Consider the following 26487-nt stretch of genomic DNA (forward strand, 5'->3'; position numbering starts at 1 on the left):
CGATAGAAGCTAGAAAACTCCCCTCATATGGGAGGATACTCTCCCTATTCATCAGCCAGGAAGTGGGGGGGGCATGGCGCGGCAACAAGTCTGGATAACCGCCTTTTCGCTGGCGCTGTCTGTGGCCCTGACCATGCAGTCGCAGGCGAGTGCAGCACTAGGCGATAGCACTCAGGTGAGTAGGGTTCAAGCTTCTGGCAATACGCTGGCAATGACTGCAGTGACGAGTCTAGAACCTGCCGTAAGCGGCAAGCCGCCAGCAGACCCGGTTGGAAAGCCGGCTCTATCTCTGCCTGCATCTGTGGTTGAAGCAAGCGCCACTGGGGCTGCCGCTTCACGTGAAGCGAAGATGGAGTTGATGCTTCGTCGACAGGAAGACCTCGCCATTCGTGTGAAGGACCTTAAGCCTTCGCCACTGAAAGAACTTGCGCCTGCAATTTTAAGCGTATTGGGCGTGTTACTCGGTGCGGGCCTGGCTAATCTTTCAACCGCCCGCCTGCAAAAGCGGCGCATAGAGAACGAGGGCAAGGCGACGCGAGCCACGGCTGGCATTGCTGCTGCATCTAAGTTGATGGACTTCAAGAGCCGACAACTCTATGAGCTTTACGCTCCTCTTGAAGCGCTACTGATTCAAAACGTGACGGTACGAGGTGAGCTCTATCAGATGTTGATCAAGAGTGGCTGCTCGGACCGTACCTATGAGATGAGGCCGGATCCAGAGGGTCAAAAGGGGAAGTCACTATTTGTTGTCCCCGCTGATGGGTCTGCTGCGATACCGTTCCGACTCATTGAGCAGATGGGCTACCTCTTGGCTTACCATGGCACTCTCATGGGAACTGTAAAAGAGATCGTGTCTGTCAACGATCAGATCGTAAAGTTGCTGCACGAGAAAATTGGCTTGGTCCGAAGCGAAAATCGTGAGCTGAGCAGGCTGCTTGGAATATTTCTTGCACACCAAAGCGTTCTTCGAGCGGCGGCGAGCCCAGCAACCAACGAACATGTGCGCTTGCCGTCGTACACAACCACGTTCCCACGAGGCTTGGACAAGCTTGTCAAAAAAGATGCAGACCAGCTTCTAGGGGAGATTAAGGGGTGGGAGGCAACAACTGCTGCATGGATGGTGCCTTTTGAATCGAATTCGACCGGCGAAGCTAGGTGATGCGTGACATCTTTATGGACTATCAGTCAACCACGCCCGTCGATTCCCGGGTTATGGAGACGATGCTCCCGTACTTTACCAACACGTTTGGCAATCCCCACTCCTCTGAACACCGGTTCGGGATCACGGCGCAGCATGCCGTGGACCAAGCCTTGGAGGACATCGGTCAGGTCATTGGAGCAACAGCTCGCGAAATCGTCCTGACATCGGGCGCCACTGAGTCCAATAACCTTGCACTGCGCGGCGCACTTCCTAAGCGCGGAAAGTCACACCTCATCAGTTGTGTCACCGAGCACAGCAGTGTGCTCAGCACGCTGTCATCCCTCCAGGAGAACGGTTGCTCGGTAACATGCCTGCCTGTAGCCGATGACGGCTTGATCGACCTTGAGGCGCTGGCAGCAAGTATCACGGCTTCAACCCGGATCGTGTCGCTAATGGCGGTGAACAGTGAAATCGGTGTCATACAGCCGTTCGCTGATGCCGGTGCGATCTGCCGGGATCGTGGTGTTCTGTTCCATGTCGATGCAGCTCAGGCTTACGGCCGTGTCCCGATCGACGTTCACCGCCAGCACATTGACCTTTTAAGTGTCTCAGCCCATAAGATCTATGGACCAAAAGGCATCGGGGCACTTTTTGTGAATGATCGCGCCCGCCAGGTTTTGCGCCCTCAAATCACCGGAGGCAAACAACAGGATGGGTTGAGGGCTGGCACAGTGCCCGTGCCGCTTGCCGTTGGATTCGCCACGGCCGCTCGGCTGATGGTGGAAGAGGGCGTGACCGAAAGCCGTAGGATCTCCGGTCTTGCGGGCAAGCTGCTAACGGGCTTGGCTGGCAGGGTGGCAGGCGTCCACCTCAATGGCAGTGCGATACATCGGTATCCGGGGAATCTAAACCTTCGTATTGAGGAGGTTGACGCCGACAGCCTGCTCCTCATGCTCCCCGAAATCGCGATGTCCACAGGATCAGCGTGCAGCTCCGGTACGCCAGAGCCGTCGCCTGTGCTGATGGCCTTGGGCCTATCGAAGGAAGAAGCATCCCAGTGCCTGAGACTGGGTCTGGGCAGAATGACCACCGAAGAAGACGTGGACTATGTAATCGAGCGCCTAGCGTGGGCGGTGGGGAAGCTTCGCGACTAGCGACCTCGGGGCACTGTCAAGATTGACCACGAGGAGCAGCAACCTATACTCACCACAGGCGGCAAGCCATTGGGGCAGGACGCCGTATAAAAAAGGCTTAAAAATCAGATGCTTGACGCTGCAACTGCGAATCTTGCCGAACGGACCTCGGGAGATCGCTTCTCTGGCCATGAGTCATTTCCATGCCGCTATGGCTGGCTACCCAAGTTCTACGACCTTCTGGTCCGGCGCCCTGAAGCCGTTCGAGTCGACGAGCAGGTCATGGTTGCTCTGGGCATCGGTCGCAACATGGTCAAATCTGTACGCTTTTGGATGCAAGCGTTTGGTTTGATGGTGGATCACCCAAGGACGGATCCGGCAGCTACTCCGTTTGCGAACTGGCTGCTTGACCAGAAAAACGGTGCAGACCCCTACCTGGAAGACGTCGGCAGTCTTTGGCTGCTTCACTGGCGCTTGGCGGCAAAGGCCGATCTCGCGGCATGGCATGTCGCATTCTTTCAGTTGCCCGAAAAAGAAGTGCTTAAGCGCTACCTGCTCCAGCGATTGGAGCGACATGCGGTATCACTGGATAAGAAGCTGTCTGCCACCACCGTTCGCCAGCATCTGGACATATTCCTGAGTACCTACGCCGCGTCCCCGAACGCCGAGCGCGCGAGTGTTGAGGAACGCCTGGGAAGCCCGCTTCAAGAGCTTGGGCTTGCACGCATCGTACCTGCCGGTGAGAAGGAGGAGTTGATTGAATTCTCGCGGGGTCCTTGGAAGCACCTTTCGCTTGAGACATTCATCCGCGTGATGCTGGATTACTGGGAGTTGGCTGCTCCAAGCGACAAGACCATCTCTCTCCGTTCGCTTCAGACGGGATTTGGCAGTCCTGGCCTAACGCTGCGCTTGGACGAACGTGCGCTTATGCAACTGATAGCTGAGGCGTGCGCAGTTCGCCCGGACCTCTTCCACCTTTCCGACAGTGCGGAGCTCCAAGCAATCACTCTGCTGACAGCAGACGTACGTATGGCCAAATCTGAAGTGGGGTATGTATGAGCAATCGCAAGATGACCATTAAGGACGCGCTTGGCGTGCGCAGCCGATATGTGCGCGCCGTCAACATCTCCCGCGATCTGGACGACGTCGGCGCGCTCGAAGGCTATCTGATCACTGATGGTGTTCGTCAGGCGCTTGCGCGCCTGTCCAAGGGTCTTTCTGCAGCATCAACCCAGCGCGCCTGGCGCGTTACTGGCAGCTACGGAAGTGGCAAGTCTGCCTTCGGGCTACTGCTGGCAAATCTGTTCAGCCAGCCACTGACCAAGAAAGGCACTGCAGGTGCGGTTCTTGATGAGCAAGCCAAGGACCTGCTCCCGGACTTGCGTAAGCTGCCGCGATATGAGGTGCTGGTTATCACTGGCGCCAAAGAGGATGCGAGCATCGCGCTCGCTCGTGCACTTGGCGAGCTTTTAGCTCGACGCCGGACAAGCTCAAACCAGAAACAGCTTCGTAGCCGGCTCGGTGAATTTATCCAATCCCGGCAAGCTGGCAAGGGTAGCGCCAGTGAAGTGCTGGAGCTTCTAGGTGAGGTTCGTGCACTGATCGCTTCGGCCACCATTGCCTCCGAAGGCCTCCTGATCTTGGTTGATGAAATGGGTCGCTGGCTGGAGTACGCCGCGGCACCTGACTCCAAGATCGATGCGTCGTTCTTCCAGGCCTTGGCCGAGCAGTGCGGCGGTCGCGTGGACGATATTCCTGTGGCAGTCATCGGCTTCCTGCATCAGCGCTTCGATGACTATGCCAGTGGTCGTCGGGATCGTCGTGCAGGCCTTGAATGGGCGAAGGTTGCCGAGCGGTTCGAGGACATTTCGTTCGTTCAGACCTTTGAAAGCACTGCCAAGCTCATTGCCCGAGCGCTGGAGCCCGATCGCGCTGCTTACAAGCGCTCAGGCGTGTCCGCTCGGTCCAAAGAACTTTACATGCAGGCGAGCAAGATAGGCCTGATGAACTCAGGATTGCTGAAGGGGGAGGGGATTAGTGGCGAGAGCCTGTATCCGCTTCACCCCGCCGCATTGCTTTCCGCCGTCTCAATGTTCCGACGCTTTGGGCAAAACGAGCGTTCCACATTCTCGTTCCTGCTGGCCTCTGAGCCTTTTGCGTTCCAAGACTATATCCGCCGCCGCAATCTGGATCCGGGCGAGTGGTACCGCGTCACCGATCTTTGCGACTGGCTGCTTGCTCAGGGCACCCTGCGCACGCTCGATGAGGAGCGCTTGAAGCGCTGGTTGCTTCTTCAGGAAACGCTCCGCTCTGCACCGGTCTACGAGACCGAAGAGCTGATGTGCCTGAAAGCTGTGGGTCTGCTGAACCTGCTTGAGCCTCAGCCTGGGCTACCGGTGACCTTCGCAAACTTGTCGTTCGCTTTGGAGGACCGAGTTGACTCGCCTGCCATTGCCGAGGCAGTTGAGAAGCTGATTCAGAAATCTCTACTCTATGTGCGACCGGCGACCCAGGAGCTGTGTCTTTGGCCGCAGAGCAGTGTGGATGTTGCAAGCGAGTATTCGCGCATCCGCAAGGGACTACAGCCTGCACAACGGCTGGGCTCGTTGCTGCAGCACCTTCCCGGCGCACGACCCATGGTCGCACACCGGCATTACTTTGAGACCGGAACGCTGCGGACGGTCCAGATTCACCTGTTTGATGAGATCACACAGATCCATGGGCGAGCTGAGCAAGCCATCAACGGTGATGCCGAGATCCTGATCATCCCATGTTATCCGGACCAAGATGCGGCGTTCCTTGGTCGTCAACTAGAGGCAATGAGCGCCTCATCGGTACCAGGTCGTCTTTTTGCCTTGAGAAAGGTGAGCGAGGACGACCTTGAACTTGCAGATGACCTGGCCGCGTGGACGCAGCTGGAGAATGAGTGTGCGGACCTGCGCGTCGATACTTATGCGCGTAATGAGGTCAAGCAGTCCATTCATAGGGTGACCGCCAACATCTCGCTGCGCCTGGCAGATCTGCGAGTGCCGGGGCAGGGAACGGACGGAGTTATTTGGTGGCACCTGGGGCAGCGTCTTGACATAACCAGCGGGCGCCAGCTGAACCAGCAGCTTTCCACCATCCTCGATGATCTTTACGTCCAGGCTCCGCGAGTCCGTAATGAGCTTATTAACCGCACAGCGATTTCTAGTGCTGCAGCCGCAGCCCGACAGCGATTGCTGGAACGGATGTTTGCCAATGCCGATGAAGCCGACTTAGGCATCCAGCAAACTCCGCCTGAAATGGCGATCTACCTGTCCCTGTTCAAAGATACCGGGCTGCATCGCGCCGATGGCGCTGCATGGCGCTTCCAAGCCCCGATGCCGGGCAGTGATTGGATGCCGGCCTGGAATGCGCTGGGCGAAATGCTCGATACCAAGGGTCTGGTGACGATCCGACAGGTCATGGATCATCTTGCAGACGCTCCGTTTGGCATGCGACATAGCGTCTCCTTGCTACTGATCGCCGCTTTCTTGAGTGTCAACCGCGACGCCATCATCCTGCGTGAGCGCGGCAGCTACCTCACGGTTCTTGAGGACAGCCACCTGGGTAGGCTGGTTAAGAAGCCTGAGGCATTTGAGCTGCACATGATCCACGCTCAATCTTCTACGGCCTCCGTTCTGACCATGTACCAGACCGTGCTGCAAAAGCACCTTGGTTCGGCCGCAGTTGGCGCCACGGTTGCCGAGATCACTCGCGCGATTTACGACTGGTACCTGACCCTTCCAGAGCACACACTCAATTCCACCAAGCTCGACGCTTCGCATCGTGCGGTTTTGGCGCTGCTGAACAAGGCTTCCGACCCGATCGAGCTTCTCACTGTGACAATTCCATTCGCGCTTGGGGCAATCAAGGTCCGAGAGCCAATTGATGGCAGGAGCAAGGTAGCCGTTGAGGTCCTGCGTGCTCGCTTTGAAGGCATGTTGCGGGCAGGTTCTGAGCGCCTCAACGACCTGCGTTCGGAGATCACCACGGTGCTCGCAGAAGAGGTCGGAGTGCGCGATGTGGCAAGTGTGCGTCCTCACATCATCGCGCTGTCCGAAGGGGCAATGGGCGAAGTCGTTGATTATGCGCTCAAGTCTTTCATGCAGCGCTCTACGGATGGGCAGCGCGATGATCGCCAATGGATAGATTCTCTGGCCAGCCTGCTCGGTGGCCGCAGCATTGACACTTGGCACGATGAAACCATCGTCCGATTCCGGGGCGAGGTTCGCCGGGTGTATACGCTTTTGACGCGCGTGGTGGCTTTGAACAAATTGACTGGAGCTTCAAAGTCGCCTGATCATGCCGCAGTCGCGGTCCATGTCGTGGATCAAAAGGGCAAGGAGCGATTTGTGGCGGTACCCGCCGATGCTGATGGAATGCTTGCCTCAGAGGATATGGCAGACGTCCGGGCCGCGCTGTCCCGCCTGCCCGTGCCGGCGTACGCTTTGGCTCGCCTGCTTCTGGAATTCTCATCAGACCTACCCGTCACCCAGCCGGAGAGCCTGGCATGACCGAACCTCGACACATTCTGAGCCTATCGGGTGGCAAGGACAGCGCTGCCCTGGCGCTATACATGCGTGATCGAATCCCGAACATGGAGTACATCTTCAACGACACGGGCAAAGAGCTGCCCGAGACTTACGAGTACCTTGACCGCATTGGCGACTATTTGGGGCGCCCTGTAATTCGGCTCAATGCCGACAAGGGCTTTGACCACTGGTATGAGATGTATGGCGGGATGATCCCGTCCAACCATCGCCGCTGGTGCACCAAAATGCTAAAGCTGAAGCCGTTTGAGGCCTACATTGGCGAGGAGCCAGTGCTGAATTATGTCGGCATCCGGGCCGACGAAGATCGCCAAGGCTATGTAAGCACCAAACAGAACATCACCCCGATTTATCCGTTCATAGAGGATGGCTTGGTGTACGCGGATATCGTGCGTATTCTGCATCAGTCGGGCGTCGGCATGCCCCCTTATACCAAGTGGGGTCGCACTCGCTCTGGCTGCTTCTTCTGCTTCTACCAGCAGAAGATTGAGTGGGTGAACCTATTGGAGACCTATCCAGACCTGTACGATCAGGCGGAGGCTTACGAACGGGAGTATGTGCCCACGGGCAACCTCTTCACTTGGTCGCAGGGGGAGCCGCTGGCAGAGCTGCGCAAGCCGGAGCGCGTGGCTCAGATTAAGCAAGATGCTCTGCAGCGGCCAGCAAGGCTGTCCTCTAAAGACAATCAATCATTAGCCGATATCTTCCGAGCGCAGCGTGAAGCGATTGAGGATGACGGCTGCGTAGTTTGCAGCGTGTAAAGAATGGGTCAGGGAGGATAGGGAATGGTCTTTAAAGTCAAAGCTCGCGTCTTGCTCGAACTCGGCGCAGAGCTGATCAGCTCTGACGGGATCGCGCTCTATGAATTAGTAAAAAACGCTGTTGATGCCAAGAGTAGAAAAATTCAACTCGATGTTCATGTTGCGCTGACGCCTTCGGGATACCGCGCCATTGACAAAGAGTTGGCCGCGACCAACGACAGCTTGGTGAAGCGTGGCTATGCGCAGCGTGCTATTGCTCGCGCGTTTGATCCTGGTACAAGCGAAGAGCTCCGCGAGGAGTTTCTGAATCTTATTGCCGATACATCTCCCCTAAGAGCGAGGAGCGCGCTACGCCAATTTTTCCTCGACAATACGTATATCTCAATTGAGGATTGGGGATGCGGTATGTCCGCGAGTGATCTAGAGAATCACTATTTGACGATTGGCACACCACACAGGGCGCTGGAACGCAACAGCGCACCCAAGCAGGAAATCATCCTCGGGGAAAAAGGTATAGGCCGCCTATCTGCTATGCGCCTTGGCGACACCCTCGGCGTCTATACCGGCACAAAGAACGACACTCACTGGCAGGCGCTTGAAATCGATTGGTCGAAGCTGAGCGACCTCGATATGAATCTAGACCAGTTTCCGGTCAGGCCGACCAAGGGCGATAGCAAGAGCATTGGTGATAAAGGGACATTAATTGAGATTCGCGATCTGAAGTCTGAATGGACATCGGACCGTTTTAATCAGCTCGCCGCTAGCGAGCTCGCCAAACTTCAGGATCCATTTGATCTCGATGCCACCGCACTCGACCTAAGGCTTTCATTCAATGGTAATCCGATCCAGTTTTCGTCAATCATCCGGACGGAGTTCTTTGACGATTGCCACGGCTACTTCGATGTTTCAATGAGCTACGAGCCTAGACAAAGTGATGGGCAGTTGGAGCCTGTACTTCACGGCGTCGTCCGCTTCAAAATTCCTGACGATGGAGTGAGGGCTCAGGCCGGGGAAACAGAAGAGCGGATCATTCACGCCAGTGGCGATGGACTTTACAGCCTGCTAGCCAGTAATCACCATCCTGCAGCAGCAGACGGGCAACTCAGTGCCATTCCCAGATTCGATGGCATTGATACGCTCGGACCATTTGAAGCAAGAGGGTATTGGTACAATAGACAGCGAAGCAAGCTCGAAAAGAAAGCCGGAGGTCAAAGCTACGACCCCCTAGGCCGCTGGCTGCTGCAATGGGCGGGCGGCCTTCTAATGTATCGTGATGGATACCGCGTATATCCCTACGCAGAGCCCGATGACGATTGGCTCGAGCTTGACCAGAAGGCTCTTCGTCAACGAGCCTTTAAGCTCAATCGCGGACAGTTTGTGGGGTATGTTCGAATTGGCTCCAGAACAAATCCACATCTAAGGGATCAGACCAATAGACAGGGCTTGTGCGACTCTCCGGAGAAGCGCGCCTTGATCCAAGCATTGCAATGGGTGATCTGGAATGAGCTGGGAAGCCTTGTCCGCAAGCACGAGATCAAGAGCACCGCTCGGGCGCTTGGCACAATGCAGCAGGTTGACAGGCAATTTAAAGACAAATCGAGAGCTGTACGCGGAGTGCTTAAGGAATTGGGTCGCCGTGCGCCGAGCGAACGAGAGACCGTGGCAGAGCTTCGCGCATATGTAGAGGACGTGGAAGCATCTTGGTCTAAAGCAAAAGCCACAATTCGAAAGCAGGAAGGCCAAGCGGGCATGTATTTGCATTTGGCTGGCGTCGGAATGCTTCTTGAATTCGTGGTGCACGAGTTAGCGCGCGTAACGCAGAGTTCGCTTAGCGACTTGCAGTCGCAGCAACAGGCCACGCTCCCGCCTAGTTTGCGCTCGCTCACGCGACAGCTTCAGACTCTGGATAAGCGACTTCGAATTCTCGACCCCGTCGCCACCCCAGGCAGGCAGCGCAAGGAAGATACTGATGTTGCTGAGGTCATCCATACCTTGGTGGATGCACACGAGCAGCAATTTGATCGCCATGCAATCTCGGTAGACACTTCGAGACTTCCTGCTGTGTTCATATCGACTGCAGTTGCCGGCCAAATGTATCAGATCTTCGAGAACTTAATTTCCAATTCCGTATATTGGCTTACGCACCACCGATCTGTGCTCGCAAAGCATAATGCTATTTCGACTTTCAGCGCATCGATAACAGTCGAGGGGGACTATTCGGACAGGACAATTGTCTTCAAAGATAACGGCGGCGGGATTTCAGCGGAGGATGGACCGAAGGTATTCGATCCCTTTTTTAGCAAGAAGCCGACAGGGAGGGGCATAGGCCTATATATCGTGAAAACCTTGTGTGCCGAAAACGGGATTGAGGTTGAGCTACTTCCGGCCACGAAGGGTCGAATCAACGGATTCAAATTTACTTTTCAATAGGAATCTTTGACATGGAAGCCACAGCCCCCCCCCTTGCCATTATTATTGATGATGCGTACGCGCTGCCAGCAGCCGACGATGTGCTCCATCACTGGACGACGCTCCTCGATTTCCTAAAGGAAAACGAGGATGCAATGTCATGGTTTCTATCAACCTTTGAAGTCGAAAGCGTCCTTCCTCGAAAATACTCAGACCAGCTAGCATCCAATGAGGCGTTGCGAAATCGACTTTGGGAATCTCGTTTTAACTGTCCTGTAGCCGGATATGAAGATGCAGTTGCTGGTATGCTCTCTGGCTGCAGCCCAAAGCGAGAGATATTGGAACAAATTGAGCTGGCGCTCGGGCAATTCTCTGTGAAGCGTTTTAGTCGCATACCGAAAGTATCAGATCTCCCGCCAGGAATCTCGGTAGTGGTGCTTGACTACATATTGTCTGAGGATGCGTCTGATGACAGTGCCCAACTAATCGAGGAAAGTATCGCTTTTGTTCAAGAGCTTACCGATCTTGGCACAAAGGCCGGGCGCTGTCCGCTGATGATCTTAGTCTCAAACCTTCCCACGCTTAGGACGAAGGCCAAAGACTTCAAAGACAGGCTCGATGGACTTCACGGCGCATTTTTCCGATTTGTTGAGAAGAACCCCCAATCAACGCTTACAAATGTAAAGCACGCAACGAGCAACTTCGAGAGTGAACGAGACGAACTGAACGCATTTCGAAGATATCACATAGATTTCAAAGAATCTCTGAAAGCTGCTGTCGCAGCTCTCCAGAATTCGATCAACGAGCTCGAGCTACAAGACCTCGCTGCGCTGCAGGTTGGTCAGCTCAGTGTCGAACATGAGTCCCTGGGAGACTATATGGCTTGGCTGTGTGGCCAGTCTCTTGCCGGCAAGCTGCATGAATCATCCAGCGTCGCGACAAGTGCAGCGGAGCTTCCCGAAAAGAGTTACAAAATTCTTCTAGGGCACTTGGAACCGTCAAAGGGTATTCCAGAGTTATTCACTGAAGTTTCGATGGTGCGTCCTGCTAGTAGCGAGATCTATCGCCACAAAGTGGGCAAACGCGCACTCCGCTTTGGGGACGTATTCCGTACTAATGATGATCCGCCAATTTACTACCTTGTGGCGAGTCAAACGTGCGACCTTCTGCACGGAAAGTTGCCTAACGGCCAAGTTCTATGTATCCAGGGAGAAGCGGCATTCTTTGAAACGGACGAGGCATCTCTTCTAGATGCGACCTTTAAACAGATGACAGAGGGCTGGTCTACGCTGAAGGTCGGCGGTCGATTTATGCAGATCGAGTGGATTTCTAAGTCGCTAAAGACAATTTCTCAAGCGGACCTCGAAGCGGATGGCAATGTCAATTATGTAGGTCGCCTCAACGAAATTTATGCACTGGAGGCGCAGCAGAAGGCAGCCCAGGAACTGACGAGAATTGGTGTTCCTATTAAACCAAACTTTGGCTACTTCTTCGAAAGCGTCGAAATAACAGCTTGGTCGCAAGGTAACCAAATCGCCGCCCTTTCTTCCAACTTGGGCGGCGGAACTATTGAAGCAGTACTTCGCCCTGAAAAAGGCGGTAAGAATTTACTGTTGATGAGTAATAACCTGAAACAAACGGTGAGTGAAACGCTAATGCAGTGGCGAGATTCACAAGCGATCCAGGGCGATCAAACAAAGGTTAAATCCGTAACAGAGCTGGTGGCCAAACTAAGAGCAGACTTGGACTCAGAGTCCTTTAGGCTGGTGTGTCGGCCAAAAAAGGGGGGCGGCGTGACAGTCACCCTGGGAAGTGCCGCAGAAGTCAACCAAAATCCGGATTTGTCGATGATTGAGGTTGTCTTAAAGGATATCCCTATGTATGGCATCAGCGTAAACTCTCCTGCAACCTGCGTTCGCATGGAGTTTAAAAAGATTTAACTCTATTCTGTGCTTGCCAGCCAAACGATTTAAGGCTGGCGGGCCAGTCAAGTGCCACCACCATTAGCCTCAACTTTCACGGCAATATTACTATGCGAAAGCGGTGCACCTAAATTCGTGATGAGATTACGCAGAGCGGTCGCCCAGCGCAGGAGGTCTCGAAGTCTCAATATGATTGCGGCCTGCTCCGATGATACGCGCTGAATCTGGACGTTGATGTTAATCCATTCACCACGTCGATCCGTCTCAATGTGACGTTTGATGTAGGACAGACGAAGATCTTCGCCGACGAAATCAGCAGGCTGGCTGAGGGCTTCTATATACAAGTTGAGCTCAGGATCCTCATCGAAAGCTAATGCGATAAGATGAGAAGAATCCCTAATTTTACCCTGGAATACTTCGAGGCGGATTTCGTACGCGTCACGTAAAATCCCTTCCATCCATTCCGCATACTTGAGGAGAAGTACGGGATTGGAAAACGACGAAATTTCAAGCTCCTGTTTCGCGTGTACGTAGCACATCAAGGCGGCGAGATACTGACTACATAAATGTAAGCATGCACCCGGATTCTCGTCTCGAATTACGCGGAGCGACGCTTTGTGTTCAGCGACTGAGCTTTGCAGCTGCGCAAGGGCATCAGTGGCCCGAGATGAGACTTCCATGAACTTCTGGAGCCTAACATCTGATTTTTGATAGGTTGGTGCATCAACCCATTGCAGCCAAAGAGCTTGAAAGGCATCGTTAATCTGGCGAGACCGCATCCTATCGAACTCGGAGGAGATCACAGATATAAGCTGCGACCAATCAATGTGAATGACGACATCCCTCCGCGCTCCCACCACCAATTTTACAAAATCCTGCGCTGATAATTCTGCGAGAAACGGCATAAAACGGCCATCTCGTCTTCGGGAGGTAACGATCAACGACGCTGCTTGCGGCTCGTTCATTTAACTATCTCAATATGTTAATGACCCGATTAAAGGTACATCAAACGCCGGCTGCTTACCCGGCCCACTACTCAATTGATTTACTTCGATGACCAAATTTTCCTTGGTGAAGTCCTCCACCAGGTCAAGTCCCAGAACTAGCGCCCGTCGAATAATGCATCGGCTACGAAGTCCTTGCTCCACACTTGGCGGGGCCCGTCAGTACCGTGCTCTCCAGGAGGCGAGCTGTAGACTCGCGCCGCAGTCTGAGACCCGCTTAAGAGTACAACAGGTACACGCGCTTGTGGTTGGCCATCCAGGCTTCCCGGCGCAGCAATGCGAAGATCCGCCAGAAGCACAGCGCCAATGAGAAAAGGCTGACCAATAAGCAGCGTTCGTCGGTGGTGATGCGCCATCAGACGGCGACAGGCGAACCAGAAGCCGTCGTGGACTCGGGACGCGGCCAGATCGCGCACAGGGCTTCACCGATGCTCTGACTGCGCTTAGCGATCGCCGCTTCGTCCCAGCTAGCCAGATCCGCGAAATAGCGGTTCAGGCGAAGAACGGAATTGCGGTACTCGTTGAGCTTCGAATCGAAACCGCCATTGCTTGCGGCCGGGTTGAGGTATTGGTTTAGCAATGTCAGGTTACCGATCGTCTGCAAGGCGGCATTACGTCGGCGAATAGCATCTTGTAGGGGTTGAAACTCCTCGTTGACCGTGTGCGGGTACATCGCCATCATGTTGGGAACCTGTTTACCTTCCAATGGCCAGTGCGTCATCCACAGTTGTGGCAGGATGTGTTCTATCTGCAGGTTGGACGCGATATCGGTTTCTTCCGATTTTTTGGTGCGAAGTCGTAACTCAACGCGCTCAAGCAAAAGTCGCAGGCCAGGGCGCGACAAGTTGTTGTAGACGTTACGATTGATGGCGGCATCGATCATCTCGTCGTTGCTTGGCCACACACGGGTGGTGCCGGCGCCGGCCAGTAGGCGATTGCTCAAGAGCGGCATGATCTCGTTGCCGCTTTTGTTGCGCAGGTGGAAGACCAAGTCGGCAAACAACTTGTTGTATTCCTTATTTTCCTCGCCGGTGAAATACCGGCGGACAATGTACGACTCAAGCGCGGCTAGGCACGCGGTCTTCTGTGCCGCATCCAGCCCCGCTTCGGCCTCCAGGAACATGATCAGTGGCAAGGCGGTAGAAACGTCCAAGTCGTTGACCACGCGCCGGAAATCGGTCGAGGACAGCGCTGTGCTGGGCGACAGCGTGTAGTGCTCATACACTTGGCTGTGCTTGGCAAAGTCCGACAATTCCTCCCGCACGGTGGCATATTTCGGAGGTACGCCCTGAACCCAGCGGCGATACTCCTCATTCACGCGCCGGGCATCGACCGAAGCCCCGGTCTTAGCGATCAGGAAAAAGCGCAAGCCCAGGTCCAGCCGCGAGAAAGTGCGTCCGCCACGGGAGGATTCGTAGCTCCAAAAAGGCGTCTCGAATCGACTCCAATAGTCATTGAAGATATCGTCGCGATTTTGCTTTTCCTTCTCGGCACGCATGAAGATAAGGCTTCGTAGCAGATCGGACTGGGACAATGGCGAGCCTTGGGAGTTTAGCGAGTAGAAGATCTCTTGCGAGTCGTCACCGTCTGAAAGAGCGATTTCCACCACACAAAAATCCTCCTGCAGGCACTGCAGTAGCGCAAAGGCGCGGGCAACCGGGTCCTTGTCGCTGCGTGATGCCGTGGACTCAATCCAGGTTTGGATCTGTTTAGCGAAATAAAGGTATGCCTCGACTAGCGCGCTGCGCGGTTCGGGCTTTCGCTTTCTCGGCAAGTATTGCAGCGGCTGGCGCTTTTCTACTTCGGCGCAACTGCCAGCCGTCATCACCGAGCGAAACACCTCACGATTCATGGTGGTTGGCCAAACTTTGTGGACCTCTTCGTCAGGCTTTTCCATAACCTCGCGATCGGGGTTTTCCACGAAACGCGTGAGCGGCATCTCGATTGCACGCCATTCTTGCTGACGCGCGTAGTCGCGGAAGGCGCAAAGCAGCAACTGAAGTGTCGTTATGCGTTGCTGCCCGTCGATGACTAGGAAGCGCTTGACCTCTTGCGGGGATTCAGGCTTGACGCCCTCGATAATCAATGCCCCCAGGTAGTGCGGCCGCTGTTCCTTCCCCACGAGACGAAGCAGGGCCTTTTCAGAGATGTCTTCCCACAATGTTTGCCACTGCGGCGATTCCTGCCACACATACTTGCGCTGGAACATCGGCACTACGTAGCGCAGCTGTGAGCCGAACAGGAAGGGAATGGTACGTGGATTGGCCTGCATGTCGTCTCCCTTAGGTCAGTCATCATATTAGCCGTGACTAGCGTTAGCGGGCCGGACCTGCGAGAGTTTCGTAGACGTCAAATGTCCGCACCGAAGACGAGGTTTTGGCTGACGCGCTAGAGATCAAGCAGTCGAGCCGCTGGGTTGCTTGACGCCTCACCGGCCTGAAAGTACCCGATCGCCTGCGGGACGGAGCGATGCTCAGTCAGCGCCATTAGGGCGGGCAGGGCGATGCCCTGTCGGCCGCCCTCGGTGATAAAACCTGAGCGCAGGCTGTGGCCACCAAAGTCCCCGGTTAACCCTGCCTGCAAGGCCCGCCTCTGTACGATCGCTGCAACCGCCTTCGGCGAGAGGGCAGGGCCCACGCGTTCACCCCATAGGCGGCGGAAGAGGGGCCCCTCGGTGATGTCGGCCGCGGTCAGCCACGTAGCCAGGGCGCTGCCTGCGCGGCCCAGCACGGGCTTGTCGGGTGTGGCCGTGGCGTTCGGGCCAGCCTGCTGGGTTTTGCTGTGCTCCAGCCGATAAATGAAAGCGTCATCGCCGATGCGGCGCAGGTCCTGCCAATCCGCTGCCGCGATCTCGCTGCGTCGGCGCCCGCCACTAGCAAAACCAAACAGCAGCAGCGCCTTATCTCGAAGCCCCTCCAATGAGTCGTCACAAGCGGAAAGCAGCGCCTCAAGCTCGTCACGCGTAATGGCGGTCTTCTTGTGTGGACGCTCTCCGCGTTTCACCGAGGCGCGGCGGCCGCGCTTGAGCAGTTGGCGCACTGCAGGCGCTTCGCACGGGTTAGCGGCCTTGTGCGCTTGGTGGGCGGCCGAGAGCACAGCCACACGGTGAACGACGGTGCTGAGCTTGAAAGCGCCAGACTTCTGCTTGAGACCGGCGGCAACCAGGTGCGCATCCAATTCCGGCGGCAGTTCCCAAGTCAGGCCGGCCTTCCCACGCCGGGCCAGATGGTCGACCACGAATTGGACCACGGCCGGCTCGGGCACCGGCAGCGTGATCGGCTGCCCGAAGCGCCCCTGGAACCAGCCCGCCCAGTAGCGCAGCGCAGTGGCATAGCTGCGGGTGGTGTTAGCGGCGGCGGCCTCAGCCAGCAGTTCGCGCACGGCGTCGGCCGCCTGCGCTGCGAGACGGTCCGGGGCGAGGATGGCCGACGCAGGGGGGTTGGGCACAACCATGTTAGATTTCATATGTCGTACGTATTAAATACTACTTTTGAAGGTGCCTACTTCCGATAACTATCTGTTATCGGACGTGGATTAGCAATGGGGCAGGGCACGCGTGTCGGAGATATCAAATGGCTAAAGGAATCCAAGAAAACGAGGTGTTTGAGGCGGCCGACGCGCTGCTCGGCGCTGGCGAGCGGCCGACCGTCGAACGCGTACGCCTGCACCTTGGTCGCGGCTCGCCGAATACGATCGGGCCGTTGTTGGACGCGTGGTGGACTCAGCTCTCGCAGCGGCTCAAGCATCGGCTGGCACTGCCTGGAGTGCCAGAGAATGTGGGCGTGGCCTTGGCGCAGGTATGGGAACTAGCGCTGGCGGCCGGGCGGGGACAAGCCGAGGCCGCTCTGGCGCCGGAGCGCGCCCTTTTGGCAAGGGCCCACGCCGACATCGAAACTCGCGTGAGCACCGAGCGCGAGCGTGTTACAGCAGTCGAGGCGCAACGTCAGCAGGCGCTCGCTGCGGCTCAAGTCGCCGAGGCGGCCTTGTCGGTGTGCGAGCAGCGAGCCGGCGACCTTGCCAATCAGGCGGGCGCGCTGCTGCAGCAACTGGAGGGACTATGCGGGCGTCGCGACGCTTTGGAAGCGCAGTTGCATAGCGCCCAATCCCGCTTGGAGCAGGAGCGGAGTGCGGCTGCAACCGAACGTGAGACGTTGCAGACGCACCTGCGCCAAGTCGAGGACCGGGCCTATACCGAGATCGATCGACTGCGCCAGGAAGCCAAGGCACACAAGGCTCAACTGGCGACGCAGGCCCGCGAACATGCAGCAGCACTGCGCGACGCCGAGCAAGCCCGGCGTGCAGCCGAACGCGCGCAGTACAGCGCCGAGCGAGAAAGCGCCGCAGCTCATGCGCGCGCCCAGGCGCTCGCACAACCTCGCCCGACCAAGGCGCCGACTGTTGTCAAAAAAAGGGTTGCCAGTACCACGCGCCGGGTGGCCAAACGATAGGCCGCGTCTTGGCTACTGGCACGCGCGCGGGCCTAAGCGCTACGCTAAGAATTCCTTAGCTTTGGTGAGCCAGTCGCATGACCCTGCCTGACGAGCGCACGCGCAACCTGCTGCAAGCCGGCGCGTTTCTCAAGGAACTCGCCGGCAGCCAAGCCGTACCAAAGTCCGTACGCGAGGAAGCCTATCGGCTGTTGCGTCACTACCCGACACTCAGCGATGTGGAAGCCATCGCCCAGCATGAGGAGCGGTTGCGGGACCTCACCCAATCGGCGTTTGTTCGGCCGTATCTAACCTCGCAGTTCGAGGAGGAGTGGTTTCGCGGTTACTCCAAAGGTCCCCATCGGATTTGAGCGACAGCAACCGTCCTTGTTGGCAATCGCCTCCAACGTCAGCCACGGGGGGTTGCACCCAGCGTGCGTCGATGGACCGTTAAAGAATGCGGTACTCATTTCTCGTGCCGGGCCGTAACCGGTGCGCCTCGGTAAACCTGTGACTTCCCCGAACTGCACGCAAAACCTGTTACTTGGCCGGGAGGAGGGTGAAAAGTCACAGCTTTACCGAGCCCGGTTCCAGCGGAGGCCGCGCCCTTACCGAACGCAACACCTTATTTCGCATAATGTATATTATGTCATGGCGTTACTTCGCCTGTTGCGTTCGTTTGCTGTCGGTGTTCCTAATTGATGTCCTTTTGTTCCTAGATAGTGCTTCCCGTTGAATTTAAAGGATTTTTCGCTTACCAAAACGTCTCCCAGAGACATCAATTAGGAACAGAGTGCCGTCAATAGCGGTCCTAATTGATGTCTCTGGATGGATACCCAAGCCGATGTTCCTGGTTCGTGTCCTTGGATGAGCTCTTCTTTTTCGCATAAGCGCAGCCTCTATATCCGCGGGCAAGTTCTGGAGCCTTAGCCAACCCCATGCAGGGCTTTAGACCGACCAGCACCAAACTATGGCTTGCGTGGTGTCAGGGAGCCGCTTTGCCGCGACTTCGCTTAGAGCGCACGGGTTTGGGATGCGTCGGCTGACTCCGCCCCACATGCTGCTGCCAAGCTGCTTCAAGTGCTGCCGGCAGATCGTTCAATTTGACCAGTTGTGCTTCAAGCGCATCTGCGCGTGCCTGTTGGATCGTGAGGTCTTGGCGGAGCTCGGAAACATTGCCTTGTGCGCGCTCTAGCGCTTCCTCAAATCCGCGCTTAGCAAGCGCCGCCTCTCGCTGGTTGGTAGCTAGCTGCTGCTTGGCCTGCTTTGATTCCTGACGCGCATGATCGATCTCCGCATGTGCCCGGTCCTCGGTGGCACGCATGTGTTGGGTCAATGTGTCGCGCTCGGCACGCGCCGCATCCTGCAATTCCTGGAGTTGGATACGCAGCATTTCATTGGCGCTTTCTGCACCGGTGGCACGCAAAGCTGAGGCGTCGCGCTGCTGACCAAGTTCCGCCAGTTGACGCTGCAACTGCTCGACAAGACGCTCCAACTCGGAGGTCCGTGCCGCAGCGAGCTGTTCCGCTTGCTGGGCAGCGTGGGTCAAGCTTTCTAGCTGGGCCAGCTCCGCCTGCATGGCGTGCCGGTCTCGCTCCAACGTTTCTCGGGCGTCTAAGACGGATGCTCGATCAGAAGCCATTGCTTCATCGGCCTGCACCCGGGCGTGGTCCAGCGCCAATGTCCACCACTGCCCTGCCAGGGCAGCGACGACTTCAGGCACGTTGGCCGTGGTGATCCGGACCTGACGGTCCGTTGCCAAGCGAGGCCCCAAACCTTGCCACCAAGTCTCCAGCCAGCGCACCACTGTGTTCGGTGACCCTGTACCCAGATAGGCGCGGATACGCTCAACCGTAGGTCGTTCGCCATCTGCAACAAGTGCATCGGCAGCGCCGTGCACGTCGGATTCGGTGATGCCTCTGGCCATCAAAAATGTCTCCCGTATTGACGCCCTGCCCCGCAGTTGACGTACTCGCGATAAGTGATGATTATCGTGGCTACGCCTGTTTATTTGTAGCGTACATTACATACTATGAATGCTAATTCCACTAGTGCCGCCCTCGTCCAGACCGTCCACCAGCTGGTACTGCCCGAACAGCTGGCGCAACAGGCGGCGGACGCGGTGCGCGAGCTGCTGGCCGAAGCAGCGGCCGAGAACACCACCCGCAGCTACACCAGTGCCCTGCGCTACTGGGCCGGCTGGCATGCGGCGCGCTACGGCATCGAGCTCGCATTGCCGGTGCCCGAAGCCACCGTGCTGCAGTTTGTGGTCGACCACGTGCAGCGCCGCTCGACTGACGGTGAGCTGGCGTGGGAGCTGTCGCCGATCGTGGACCAGGCCTTGGTGGCGGCCGGCCTGAAGGCCAAGCTTGGGCCCTGGACCTTGGCCACCGTGCGGCATCGGGTCGCCGTGCTATCCACCGCACACAGGCTCAAACAGGCGACCAATCCCTGCGAACAGCCAGCGATCCGCACCGTGCTCAGCCGCGCCGCCCGAGCCGCAGTCAAACGCGGCGAGCGGCCGCGCAAGAAGACCGCGATCACCCTGCCCGAGCTGGAGGCCCTGCTGGCCACCTGCGACGACAACCTGGAAGGAATACGGGATCGCGCCCTACTCTGCTTCGGGTTTGCCAGCGGCGGGCGCCGGCGCAGCGAGATCGCCGCCGCCGACCTTCGCGACCTGCGCCGGATTGGCGAGGCGGGCTATATCTACCGGCTGGAGCACAGCAAGACCCAGCAGGCCGGGGTTACGGCCAGCTCGACGCCGGACAAACCGGTGCTCGATCGGGCTGCCCTCGCCCTCCAGGACTGGTTGGAGGCCTCAGGCCTCACCGAGGGGACTATCTTCCGGCGGCTGTGGAAACAGCGGGTTGGCCCTGCCCTGTCCCCGGCCGCCGTGGGTGAGATCGTGCAACGCCGGGCGCGCTTGGCCGGGCTGGAGGGGGATTTTGGCGGACACAGCCTGCGGTCTGGGTTCGTGACCGAAGCCAGCCGCCAAGGTGTGGCACTTCCAGCGATCATGCAGCTGACCGAGCACCGGTCGGTGTCGAGCGTGGTGGGGTATTTCCAGACCGGAAGCGCTTCCTCAAATCCTGCTGCCCGCTTGCTGGAAGACTGACTTCCGGCCATAAGCCTTGTGCTCGGGCGCACGTGCGAGGCTCAAAACCTGCTCTGGGTAGTTAGGACGGTAATTGGTCAGGAGGGAAAGTCAGTTTTGGAGGCTCAAGCGCCGCGAAGGACGCGGCGGATGATGCTTAGGAGAAGCACCAGCCAATGGTCAAGGCCTTGGAGGACTCGGCAATAGTTAGCCTCGGAGGCATAGCAGAAGAGTTCAACTGGGGCGGGATTCTATCCCCTAGAGGAGGGCGCGGGCACCGCTCCTCCGTGTCAAACCTGCTAAAACGGCTCGAGCTCAGCTTTCGTGCCGGTAAACTACCTTCCCCCTGAGGAAGCAGATCTAATGTTGCCCGATCTCCGAAAGGTAAAGCACGAGCTGCACAAGGTGCATCTCAAAACGATCAGCGCCTTGGCTCAAAAGCAACTTGGAGCATTCTCGGACATCCCCAGACACATCATTCATGAAGGCGATGGCATGGTTACTCTGCGCGCCGATGGCACCGCAGAGGTAAGCGGCATGTCGACGGTCTCCGCAGAGAGCTCGCTGGATGTTAGAAAAGTGGCGGCGCTCACACCGGCTGAGCGCTACGATGTTCTAGCCGACTTGGCGCGTCGGATGGCTGAGGGGATGTCTAGAAAACTCTACGGCGACCTTGACCGCTCGCTGGAGGCTGCCGGCCAGGTGGTAAATGGAAAGGGAAAGGGGTTCACCCCCGAGCTGTTCTTGGAACTACTCGAAAAGATCGAGATGGATTTTGATGACGCCGGTCAGATAAAAAATATGCGGCTGGTCATGCACCCAGAATCCAGGCGGGATTTTGCCAGAGCCCAAAGGCAGTTGGATACAGACCCGGTCCTACAGCAACGATACAACGACATCATGCAGCGGAAGCGTGAGGCATACCATGCTAGAGAAGCTGCTCGAGAATTGGTTGGATAGTGCGAGTGAGCTGAGTTACCAGCAGGTCTTCGTCCAGATGCTATCTGCATCCGGGTACACGGTTCTCCACAGCACCCGCCATTGCCTGCTTGAGTTCGGAAAAGACGTACTGGCAATCGCACCGGACGGAGTGGGTTGCGCCTTCCAGCTAAAAGGTCAGCCCAAAAAGCAGATGACTGCCGGCGAGTTCCGAAGGGAAATCCAGCCTCAGTTGGTCCAGCTTATGTCCCAGCCGCCCGCAATGCCTGGCTTCCCTCCTGGCGTTCATCGGTCTTACCTCGTCAGCAACGGGAGCTTCAGTGAAGAGGTACAGGTAGCCGTTTCACAGATGAATACAGCGCCCTATCCCTCTAAGCTCGAGTTGTGGAGCCGGGGCAAGCTGTTGGAGATGGCTCTTAGTGCGTCAACCAAGTTATGGCCCAGCGAGATCGACGATACAAGGCGACTTCTGGACCTTTACATGGCAGACACGTCGGATCAGCTTCCGCTAGACCTACTTGCGGGCATGCTGGCCTCGATTCTTTTGCTGGACCAACTTGATTCTGAAAGTGACCAACCCTCTATTCTGGAGCTCTCTCGAGTTGCCAGCAGTGCAATGTGGGCAACGAGTATTGCGCTGTCACCCTTTGCGCTGAGCGAGAACCACCAAGCGGTCGCGGTTGGCTGGACCGTGTGCCGGGCCATGCTGCAGGCGATGTACGAGAAGAGTGGCGGAAAGTGGGAAGTAAGCCACCATTTCGAACTCGCCGAGAGGGCCATCCTTGACGCGCTGGCAGCTCTTTGGGCCGAAGTCAGTCGGCGGGATCACCTGGCGATGCCCTCGGGGTTAGAGGACTCCGTCATCTATGGATGGCGGATCGGCGTGCTGCGAGGGCTACTGTCCTCCCTGTACCTCGCTAACGAATCTCAGCCTTTGTTGCCGCCCGAAGACCACACGGATTTGGGAGCTTGGCTCATGGAGGAGCGCGGTGCTCCAGACCTTTGGGGCGAGGCTGCCATTGCTTACGAGTTCCCCCCTCTACTCGTTCTTCGCAAAATGGGGGACGACGGGCGGGTGGCGGCTACCCTAGCAAGCCTGGCGGCCGCCATCATCGTGTTGAATCAAGCCGATTCAGGACTAGCATTGTCGAGTCCCTATTACGACGGAACGACTAGCTTTCTCGCTCAGATGTCGCTCGACGTGGAGGAAAGTGAGAAGGAGACTTTTGAGGGCTCCTCGTACATGGCACGGGTTCTCCTACTTTCACTGGCGGCAATCGGCGAGAAGTCGGAGTGCAAGCGCCTTTGGCGTGACTTCTCCAAACTCTCCCACCGCTACTTCCTACCCGCCGAAGAGTGGATGTACCTTGCTCCCACGGCAAGACAGGGCCAAGAGCTGACACGCATTTATCCAAGTACGTATGAATGGTCCTCCCTGGTCTCCGAGGCCGAGGGACTTGGGCGTCGCTCTAACCTGCCTATTTGGCTGCTCGCAATGTGGTGGCAGGCGTGCCCACACAGAGCTAGCGCAGAGTCCTGGCTAAGTTCACTAGTATCAAGTCGAACTCAGGTTGCTCCGGACGCAAAATGATCCACGTTCTATGTCTCTGCAGGGCATAGATTTCACCCTTCCAAGGACCGGTCATGAGCTTTGATGTCAACGCAATCTACGACAAACCCCTCAGCTTTCTGATCGGGTGCGGCGCCTCGTTCGGGCTGCTGCCCACCCTAGCCATGAACGTCACCTGGGCGGACGGCAAGACACACACCATCGAAACTTTGGCGACATATTACGAGCAGCAGGACGATAGGAAGCGCTACACCGCGCTTTTCATGCACTACTACGACCAGTGCATTCGTCCCGCTCAGGTGATGTCGTTCGAAGCCATTCGTAACGACCCCGCGCGGGCCCCGGTCCAAGCCAACTACGAGCGCTTCATCCGGGCGGTGCTAACGCTGCTCCAGCGCCGCCGCGGGGTCGACCGGCGCTGCAACGTGTTCACTACCAACTACGACGGGTGCCTGCCGGAAGCGGCCAATCGCATCATGCTCGACGGCGGGCAGGATTTCGTAGTCAACGACGGAAGCCGCGGCTTCTTCCGTCGGGTGGTTGAAGCGCGCAACTACAACACCTACCTGACCCGCACCGGCATCTTCGAGCGACACCGTCAGACCGTCCTCCAGATCAATATCATCAACCTGCATGGGTCGGTCTATTGGTCACGGCATGCCGATCAAGTGCATGTGACCTACAGCCATGATCACTCGGCGGACGCTCCGTTGGTCGATGAGGGGATGCGCGAGACCGTGAAGGCGTATTGGGAGCAGTTGAACGCCGGCGGCCCCGATACGGCGCTGCCTGACGCTCCCCTCACTCAAGATCAGATGGACGCGTTTTGGACCGCCTACCGCCGCCTCCCAATCGTGAACCCCACCAAATGGAAGTTCCACGAAACGGTGTTTGAGGAGCACTACTACCAGATGCTCAGGATGCTCAGCTTTGAGCTGGAGCGTGAGCATGCTGTCCTCATCACCTTCGGCTTCTCGTTCGCCGATGAGCACATTCTCAACCTGGTTAAACGCTCGCTTTCGAACCCGCAACTAATGGTCTTTGTCACGTGCTTCAACGAGACCGAGCATGCGCGCCTGTCCGCCCAATTTGCTAATTACGCGAACGTGGCCTGCCTGATGGCCACGGACGGCAACCTCACCTTCGACGCGTTTAACGCTTTGCTCTCCGCCGCCAACCCACCGCCCGCCGCAGGCCCTGTGGTCGGGGCGGCCCCATGATGCGGGTCGGCGAGGTCATTGCTGTGGCAGGGACCAAGGTCACGCTCCGCATCGATGAGGAATCGAGCAAGGAGGTCCTATTCCTCCGGGGCGAACGGCTGAAGGGCATTTCGATCCGCGAGTACCTAGCCATCTCCCGCGGCTTTCGCGACATCATCTGCATGGTCGAGGGTGAGTTCTTGGACGAGCGCCGGAGTGAGTCGGATGGCGTTCGAACCGAATATGTGCGTCGCATCGACGCGCGGCCCATCGGATATTTTGAGGACGGCCGGTTCATGCAAGGGATCAAGTTCTTGCCCATGATCTTGGATGAAGCGCACCTCTTGTCGGACCATCGGATTGCGCAAATCTTTGACCGATCGGCACATGTCCCAGGGTTGCGCATCGGCGTGTTGCAGAAAGAAGGCCTGCCGGTCGCGCTGCCCTACACTCGCGTCTTCAACAGCCACATCGGTATCTTTGGAAACACCGGCAGCGGCAAATCCAACACCTTGGCCAAGCTATACACGGCGTTGTTCGAGCGCAACCCGCCTGGCTTAGCCCAACGCAGCCGCTTCGTCCTCATCGACTTCAATGGCGAGTACACCAAAGCGCAACTGGTCGACGCACCCCATAAACGGTTGCTAGATGTGTCGACCGGACGCATCCCCGGCGACCGCATCACGATTGCGTTGGACGAATTCTGGGATGTCGAGACCCTTGCCCTTCTCTTCCAGGCGACCCAGCACACCCAGCGTCCTTTCCTGAGTCGAGTGGTGGAAGGCCGCAGGCGCTTTGGGCACTTGGCCGACTCGTTGACCCGCTATTTTCGCAGCGTGGTCAAGAAAACCTTCACCTCTGGCCGCCCGCGTCCAGAACTCTTGGATCGAGCCCGTTTTTTGGTCCGCCAGTTGGGGCTGGACGACCTCATCGAAGCGCTTGACGAGATTCAATGGCACGGGGGCGCCGCGAACTTCCATAACACCCGCAGCGGAACCTGGTTCAACGCAGACGGGGTTGGCTACGACGTCGCGCTAGCTCAGCTCGTTGGCGCCGCCGCCCTGCCCGACATGGACGCATTCGAAGAGTTGGACATTCGCTGCCAACTTGGCTTGATGAACGATATCGGTACCGGTCAAGTTCAACTCGATTATATTTTGCCGCTGATGAAGCGCATGGAAGGCGCGATCGCCATGCTGCGCAAAGCTGTTCAAGTTGCGGTCGAGGGCGCACAGCCACTCCCCATGGTGACGGTCGTATCACTTAAGAAGTGCAGCACCGACGCAAAGAAGATTCTTCCCATCCTCATCGCCAAGCACGCGTATCACCATCACCGCGCCGCCGTAGCCTCTCCGCCGGACCGCACGTTGCACCTAATCATTGACGAGGCCCACAACATCCTGTCCGAGATGTCCGCCCGCGAAGCGGAAGCGTGGAAGGACTACCGCCTGGAATTATTTGAGGAGATTATTAAAGAAGGACGCAAGTTCGGCGTCTTCTTGACTATAGCAAGTCAACGGCCGGCCGACATCTCTCCGACCATCGTGTCTCAGATCCACAACTTCTTGATCCATCGTCTGGTGAACGACCGCGACCTGTTCCTGATCGACAACACCATCTCTACCCTTGACCCGATTTCCCGTGCGCTGATTCCGAACCTCACCCAAGGCTGCTGCGTCGTGACAGGGACCGCCTTCGACCTGCCGATGGTTGTCCAGGTCGACATGCTCAGCGCCAACCGACGTCCGGACAGCGGGGACATCGACCTGCAGGAGCTTTGGCACGCTTAGCGCCAAAGCTCCTGGGGCATCTTGCAATAGGGTGTGTGACGGCACGGGCGAATGGGCCACGTAGATATGCGCTATTCAAGCTGGGTGGCCGCTGGCAAAACCGAAGTGCACCGACGACACCGGCGTCGATTGCCGCACCCCTGCCGAAGCAGTTTGGGTCAACATCCGCCCTTCCCAACCCCTGATAGATCTTCCCAATCATCTGCTAACGCCCACTCACCGCGGGGCGGCCGCTCGCCGATCGGTACCGATTGACATAAGTAGAGGCGACTTAGGTCCACGCATAGCGCGTGACCTTCTGCCACATCACGTAGTCCACGCCCTCCGCTAGTGCATACGCACCAGCAAGAGCTAGCCCATGCTCGTGAAAGATCCTGGCATCGAGCACGAGTTCCTTGACGACCTCCTGCCCTTCTTCTTCGGCCTTCTTGGCAAAATACTCGATCTGAAGCGTCCTCGATTCTTCGAGTCACTCAGAAGTAGAGGTGGTTGTTGATTGTGCCATTGCGAAGCGGATGGGT

Annotated in this window: 18 protein-coding genes; 14 read left to right on the top strand and 4 right to left on the bottom strand. The window is 57.3% G+C overall.

Annotation, left to right across the window (positions count from 1 at the left end; translation table 11 throughout):
• Positions 1-73 precede the first annotated feature (73 nt).
• The 7 genes from ABQU90_RS17695 (at position 74) to ABQU90_RS17725 (ending at position 11958) form a co-directional block, all read left to right on the top strand.
• A complete protein-coding gene (locus ABQU90_RS17695; RefSeq protein ID WP_323522901.1) occupies positions 74-1159 on the top strand; it encodes a hypothetical protein in 1086 nt (361 codons plus the stop codon).
• Positions 1159-2295, top strand: coding sequence for a cysteine desulfurase family protein (locus ABQU90_RS17700; protein WP_323522900.1), 1137 nt, complete (start codon positions 1159-1161; stop codon positions 2293-2295). The genes ABQU90_RS17695 and ABQU90_RS17700 overlap by 1 nt, the downstream gene beginning before the upstream one ends.
• A 108-nt stretch (positions 2296-2403) precedes the next feature.
• Positions 2404-3333 carry a DUF4007 family protein gene (locus tag ABQU90_RS17705; RefSeq protein ID WP_323522898.1) on the top strand — a complete coding sequence of 310 codons (930 nt, stop codon included), beginning with the start codon at positions 2404-2406 and terminating at the stop codon, positions 3331-3333.
• Positions 3330-6812 carry a hypothetical protein gene (locus ABQU90_RS17710; RefSeq protein ID WP_323522897.1) on the top strand — a complete coding sequence of 1161 codons (3483 nt, stop codon included), beginning with the start codon at positions 3330-3332 and terminating at the stop codon, positions 6810-6812. Before ABQU90_RS17705 ends, ABQU90_RS17710 begins: the two co-directional genes overlap by 4 nt.
• Positions 6809-7609, top strand: a complete 801-nt coding sequence (locus ABQU90_RS17715) for a phosphoadenosine phosphosulfate reductase family protein (RefSeq protein ID WP_323522896.1) — start codon at positions 6809-6811, stop codon at positions 7607-7609. The genes ABQU90_RS17710 and ABQU90_RS17715 overlap by 4 nt, the downstream gene beginning before the upstream one ends.
• Before the next feature lie 24 nt (positions 7610-7633).
• Positions 7634-10039 (top strand): ATP-binding protein, encoded by a 2406-nt coding sequence (locus tag ABQU90_RS17720; protein WP_323522895.1) that lies wholly within the window; start codon positions 7634-7636, stop codon positions 10037-10039.
• Positions 10040-10050: 11 nt separating this feature from the next.
• On the top strand, positions 10051-11958 hold the full coding sequence (locus tag ABQU90_RS17725; protein WP_323522894.1) for a hypothetical protein: 1908 nt from the start codon (positions 10051-10053) through the stop codon (positions 11956-11958).
• A 47-nt stretch (positions 11959-12005) separates the two neighbouring features.
• Here the strand turns inward: ABQU90_RS17725 and ABQU90_RS17730 are convergent, their stop codons facing one another.
• The 3 genes from ABQU90_RS17730 to ABQU90_RS17740 all read right to left on the bottom strand — a co-directional run bounded on the left by ABQU90_RS17730 (position 12006) and on the right by ABQU90_RS17740 (position 16409).
• Positions 12006-12905, bottom strand: coding sequence for a hypothetical protein (locus ABQU90_RS17730; protein ID WP_323522893.1), 900 nt, complete (start codon positions 12903-12905; stop codon positions 12006-12008).
• Positions 12906-13299: 394 nt separating this feature from the next.
• A complete protein-coding gene (locus ABQU90_RS17735; protein WP_323522892.1) occupies positions 13300-15216 on the bottom strand; it encodes a DUF262 domain-containing protein in 1917 nt (638 codons plus the stop codon).
• Between the two features lie 116 nt (positions 15217-15332).
• Positions 15333-16409, bottom strand: a complete 1077-nt coding sequence (locus ABQU90_RS17740) for a tyrosine-type recombinase/integrase (protein WP_323522891.1) — start codon at positions 16407-16409, stop codon at positions 15333-15335.
• Between the two features lie 107 nt (positions 16410-16516).
• Here ABQU90_RS17740 and ABQU90_RS17745 point away from each other — a divergent pair, with 107 nt between their 5' ends.
• On the top strand, positions 16517-17392 hold the full coding sequence (locus ABQU90_RS17745; protein WP_323522890.1) for a DNA-binding protein: 876 nt from the start codon (positions 16517-16519) through the stop codon (positions 17390-17392).
• 77 nt (positions 17393-17469) lie between these two features.
• Positions 17470-17742: a BPSL0761 family protein gene (locus ABQU90_RS17750; protein ID WP_323522889.1), complete on the top strand. Its 273-nt coding sequence runs from the start codon at positions 17470-17472 to the stop codon at positions 17740-17742.
• A 614-nt stretch (positions 17743-18356) separates the two neighbouring features.
• On the opposite strand, the gene ABQU90_RS17755 is transcribed toward ABQU90_RS17750, so the two are convergent.
• Positions 18357-19298, bottom strand: coding sequence for a DNA-binding protein (locus ABQU90_RS17755; RefSeq protein WP_323522888.1), 942 nt, complete (start codon positions 19296-19298; stop codon positions 18357-18359).
• A gap of 105 nt (positions 19299-19403) precedes the next feature.
• Between ABQU90_RS17755 and ABQU90_RS17760 the strand changes: the two genes are divergently transcribed.
• The 5 genes from ABQU90_RS17760 (at position 19404) to ABQU90_RS17780 (ending at position 25966) form a co-directional block, all read left to right on the top strand.
• On the top strand, positions 19404-20489 hold the full coding sequence (locus tag ABQU90_RS17760; RefSeq protein WP_323522887.1) for a site-specific integrase: 1086 nt from the start codon (positions 19404-19406) through the stop codon (positions 20487-20489).
• A 342-nt stretch (positions 20490-20831) separates the two neighbouring features.
• Positions 20832-21428, top strand: a complete 597-nt coding sequence (locus ABQU90_RS17765) for a hypothetical protein (protein WP_323522886.1) — start codon at positions 20832-20834, stop codon at positions 21426-21428.
• A complete protein-coding gene (locus tag ABQU90_RS17770) occupies positions 21394-22998 on the top strand; it encodes a hypothetical protein (protein WP_323522885.1) in 1605 nt (534 codons plus the stop codon). The genes ABQU90_RS17765 and ABQU90_RS17770 overlap by 35 nt, the downstream gene beginning before the upstream one ends.
• A gap of 53 nt (positions 22999-23051) precedes the next feature.
• A complete protein-coding gene (locus ABQU90_RS17775) occupies positions 23052-24197 on the top strand; it encodes a hypothetical protein (RefSeq protein ID WP_323522884.1) in 1146 nt (381 codons plus the stop codon).
• A complete protein-coding gene (locus tag ABQU90_RS17780) occupies positions 24194-25966 on the top strand; it encodes an ATP-binding protein (RefSeq protein WP_323522883.1) in 1773 nt (590 codons plus the stop codon). The genes ABQU90_RS17775 and ABQU90_RS17780 overlap by 4 nt, the downstream gene beginning before the upstream one ends.
• Positions 25967-26487 lie beyond the last annotated feature (521 nt).

The sequence above is a fragment of the Xanthomonas sp. WHRI 10207 genome (genome assembly GCF_040202975.1).
GTDB lineage: Bacteria > Pseudomonadota > Gammaproteobacteria > Xanthomonadales > Xanthomonadaceae > Xanthomonas.

What these genes read in the sequence shown, in the direction of transcription:
- ABQU90_RS17695 (WP_323522901.1), top strand. Translation starts at nt 74, where the DNA reads ATGGCGCGGCAACAAGTCTGGATAACCGCCTTTTCGCTGGCGCTGTCT.
- ABQU90_RS17700 (WP_323522900.1), top strand. Translation starts at nt 1,159, where the DNA reads ATGCGTGACATCTTTATGGACTATCAGTCAACCACGCCCGTCGATTCC.
- ABQU90_RS17705 (WP_323522898.1), top strand. Translation starts at nt 2,404, where the DNA reads ATGCTTGACGCTGCAACTGCGAATCTTGCCGAACGGACCTCGGGAGAT.
- ABQU90_RS17710 (WP_323522897.1), top strand. Translation starts at nt 3,330, where the DNA reads ATGAGCAATCGCAAGATGACCATTAAGGACGCGCTTGGCGTGCGCAGC.
- ABQU90_RS17715 (WP_323522896.1), top strand. Translation starts at nt 6,809, where the DNA reads ATGACCGAACCTCGACACATTCTGAGCCTATCGGGTGGCAAGGACAGC.
- ABQU90_RS17720 (WP_323522895.1), top strand. Translation starts at nt 7,634, where the DNA reads ATGGTCTTTAAAGTCAAAGCTCGCGTCTTGCTCGAACTCGGCGCAGAG.
- ABQU90_RS17725 (WP_323522894.1), top strand. Translation starts at nt 10,051, where the DNA reads ATGGAAGCCACAGCCCCCCCCCTTGCCATTATTATTGATGATGCGTAC.
- ABQU90_RS17730 (WP_323522893.1), bottom strand. Translation starts at nt 12,905, where the DNA reads ATGAACGAGCCGCAAGCAGCGTCGTTGATCGTTACCTCCCGAAGACGA.
- ABQU90_RS17735 (WP_323522892.1), bottom strand. Translation starts at nt 15,216, where the DNA reads ATGCAGGCCAATCCACGTACCATTCCCTTCCTGTTCGGCTCACAGCTG.
- ABQU90_RS17740 (WP_323522891.1), bottom strand. Translation starts at nt 16,409, where the DNA reads ATGAAATCTAACATGGTTGTGCCCAACCCCCCTGCGTCGGCCATCCTC.
- ABQU90_RS17745 (WP_323522890.1), top strand. Translation starts at nt 16,517, where the DNA reads ATGGCTAAAGGAATCCAAGAAAACGAGGTGTTTGAGGCGGCCGACGCG.
- ABQU90_RS17750 (WP_323522889.1), top strand. Translation starts at nt 17,470, where the DNA reads ATGACCCTGCCTGACGAGCGCACGCGCAACCTGCTGCAAGCCGGCGCG.
- ABQU90_RS17755 (WP_323522888.1), bottom strand. Translation starts at nt 19,298, where the DNA reads ATGGCCAGAGGCATCACCGAATCCGACGTGCACGGCGCTGCCGATGCA.
- ABQU90_RS17760 (WP_323522887.1), top strand. Translation starts at nt 19,404, where the DNA reads ATGAATGCTAATTCCACTAGTGCCGCCCTCGTCCAGACCGTCCACCAG.
- ABQU90_RS17765 (WP_323522886.1), top strand. Translation starts at nt 20,832, where the DNA reads ATGTTGCCCGATCTCCGAAAGGTAAAGCACGAGCTGCACAAGGTGCAT.
- ABQU90_RS17770 (WP_323522885.1), top strand. Translation starts at nt 21,394, where the DNA reads ATGCTAGAGAAGCTGCTCGAGAATTGGTTGGATAGTGCGAGTGAGCTG.
- ABQU90_RS17775 (WP_323522884.1), top strand. Translation starts at nt 23,052, where the DNA reads ATGAGCTTTGATGTCAACGCAATCTACGACAAACCCCTCAGCTTTCTG.
- ABQU90_RS17780 (WP_323522883.1), top strand. Translation starts at nt 24,194, where the DNA reads ATGATGCGGGTCGGCGAGGTCATTGCTGTGGCAGGGACCAAGGTCACG.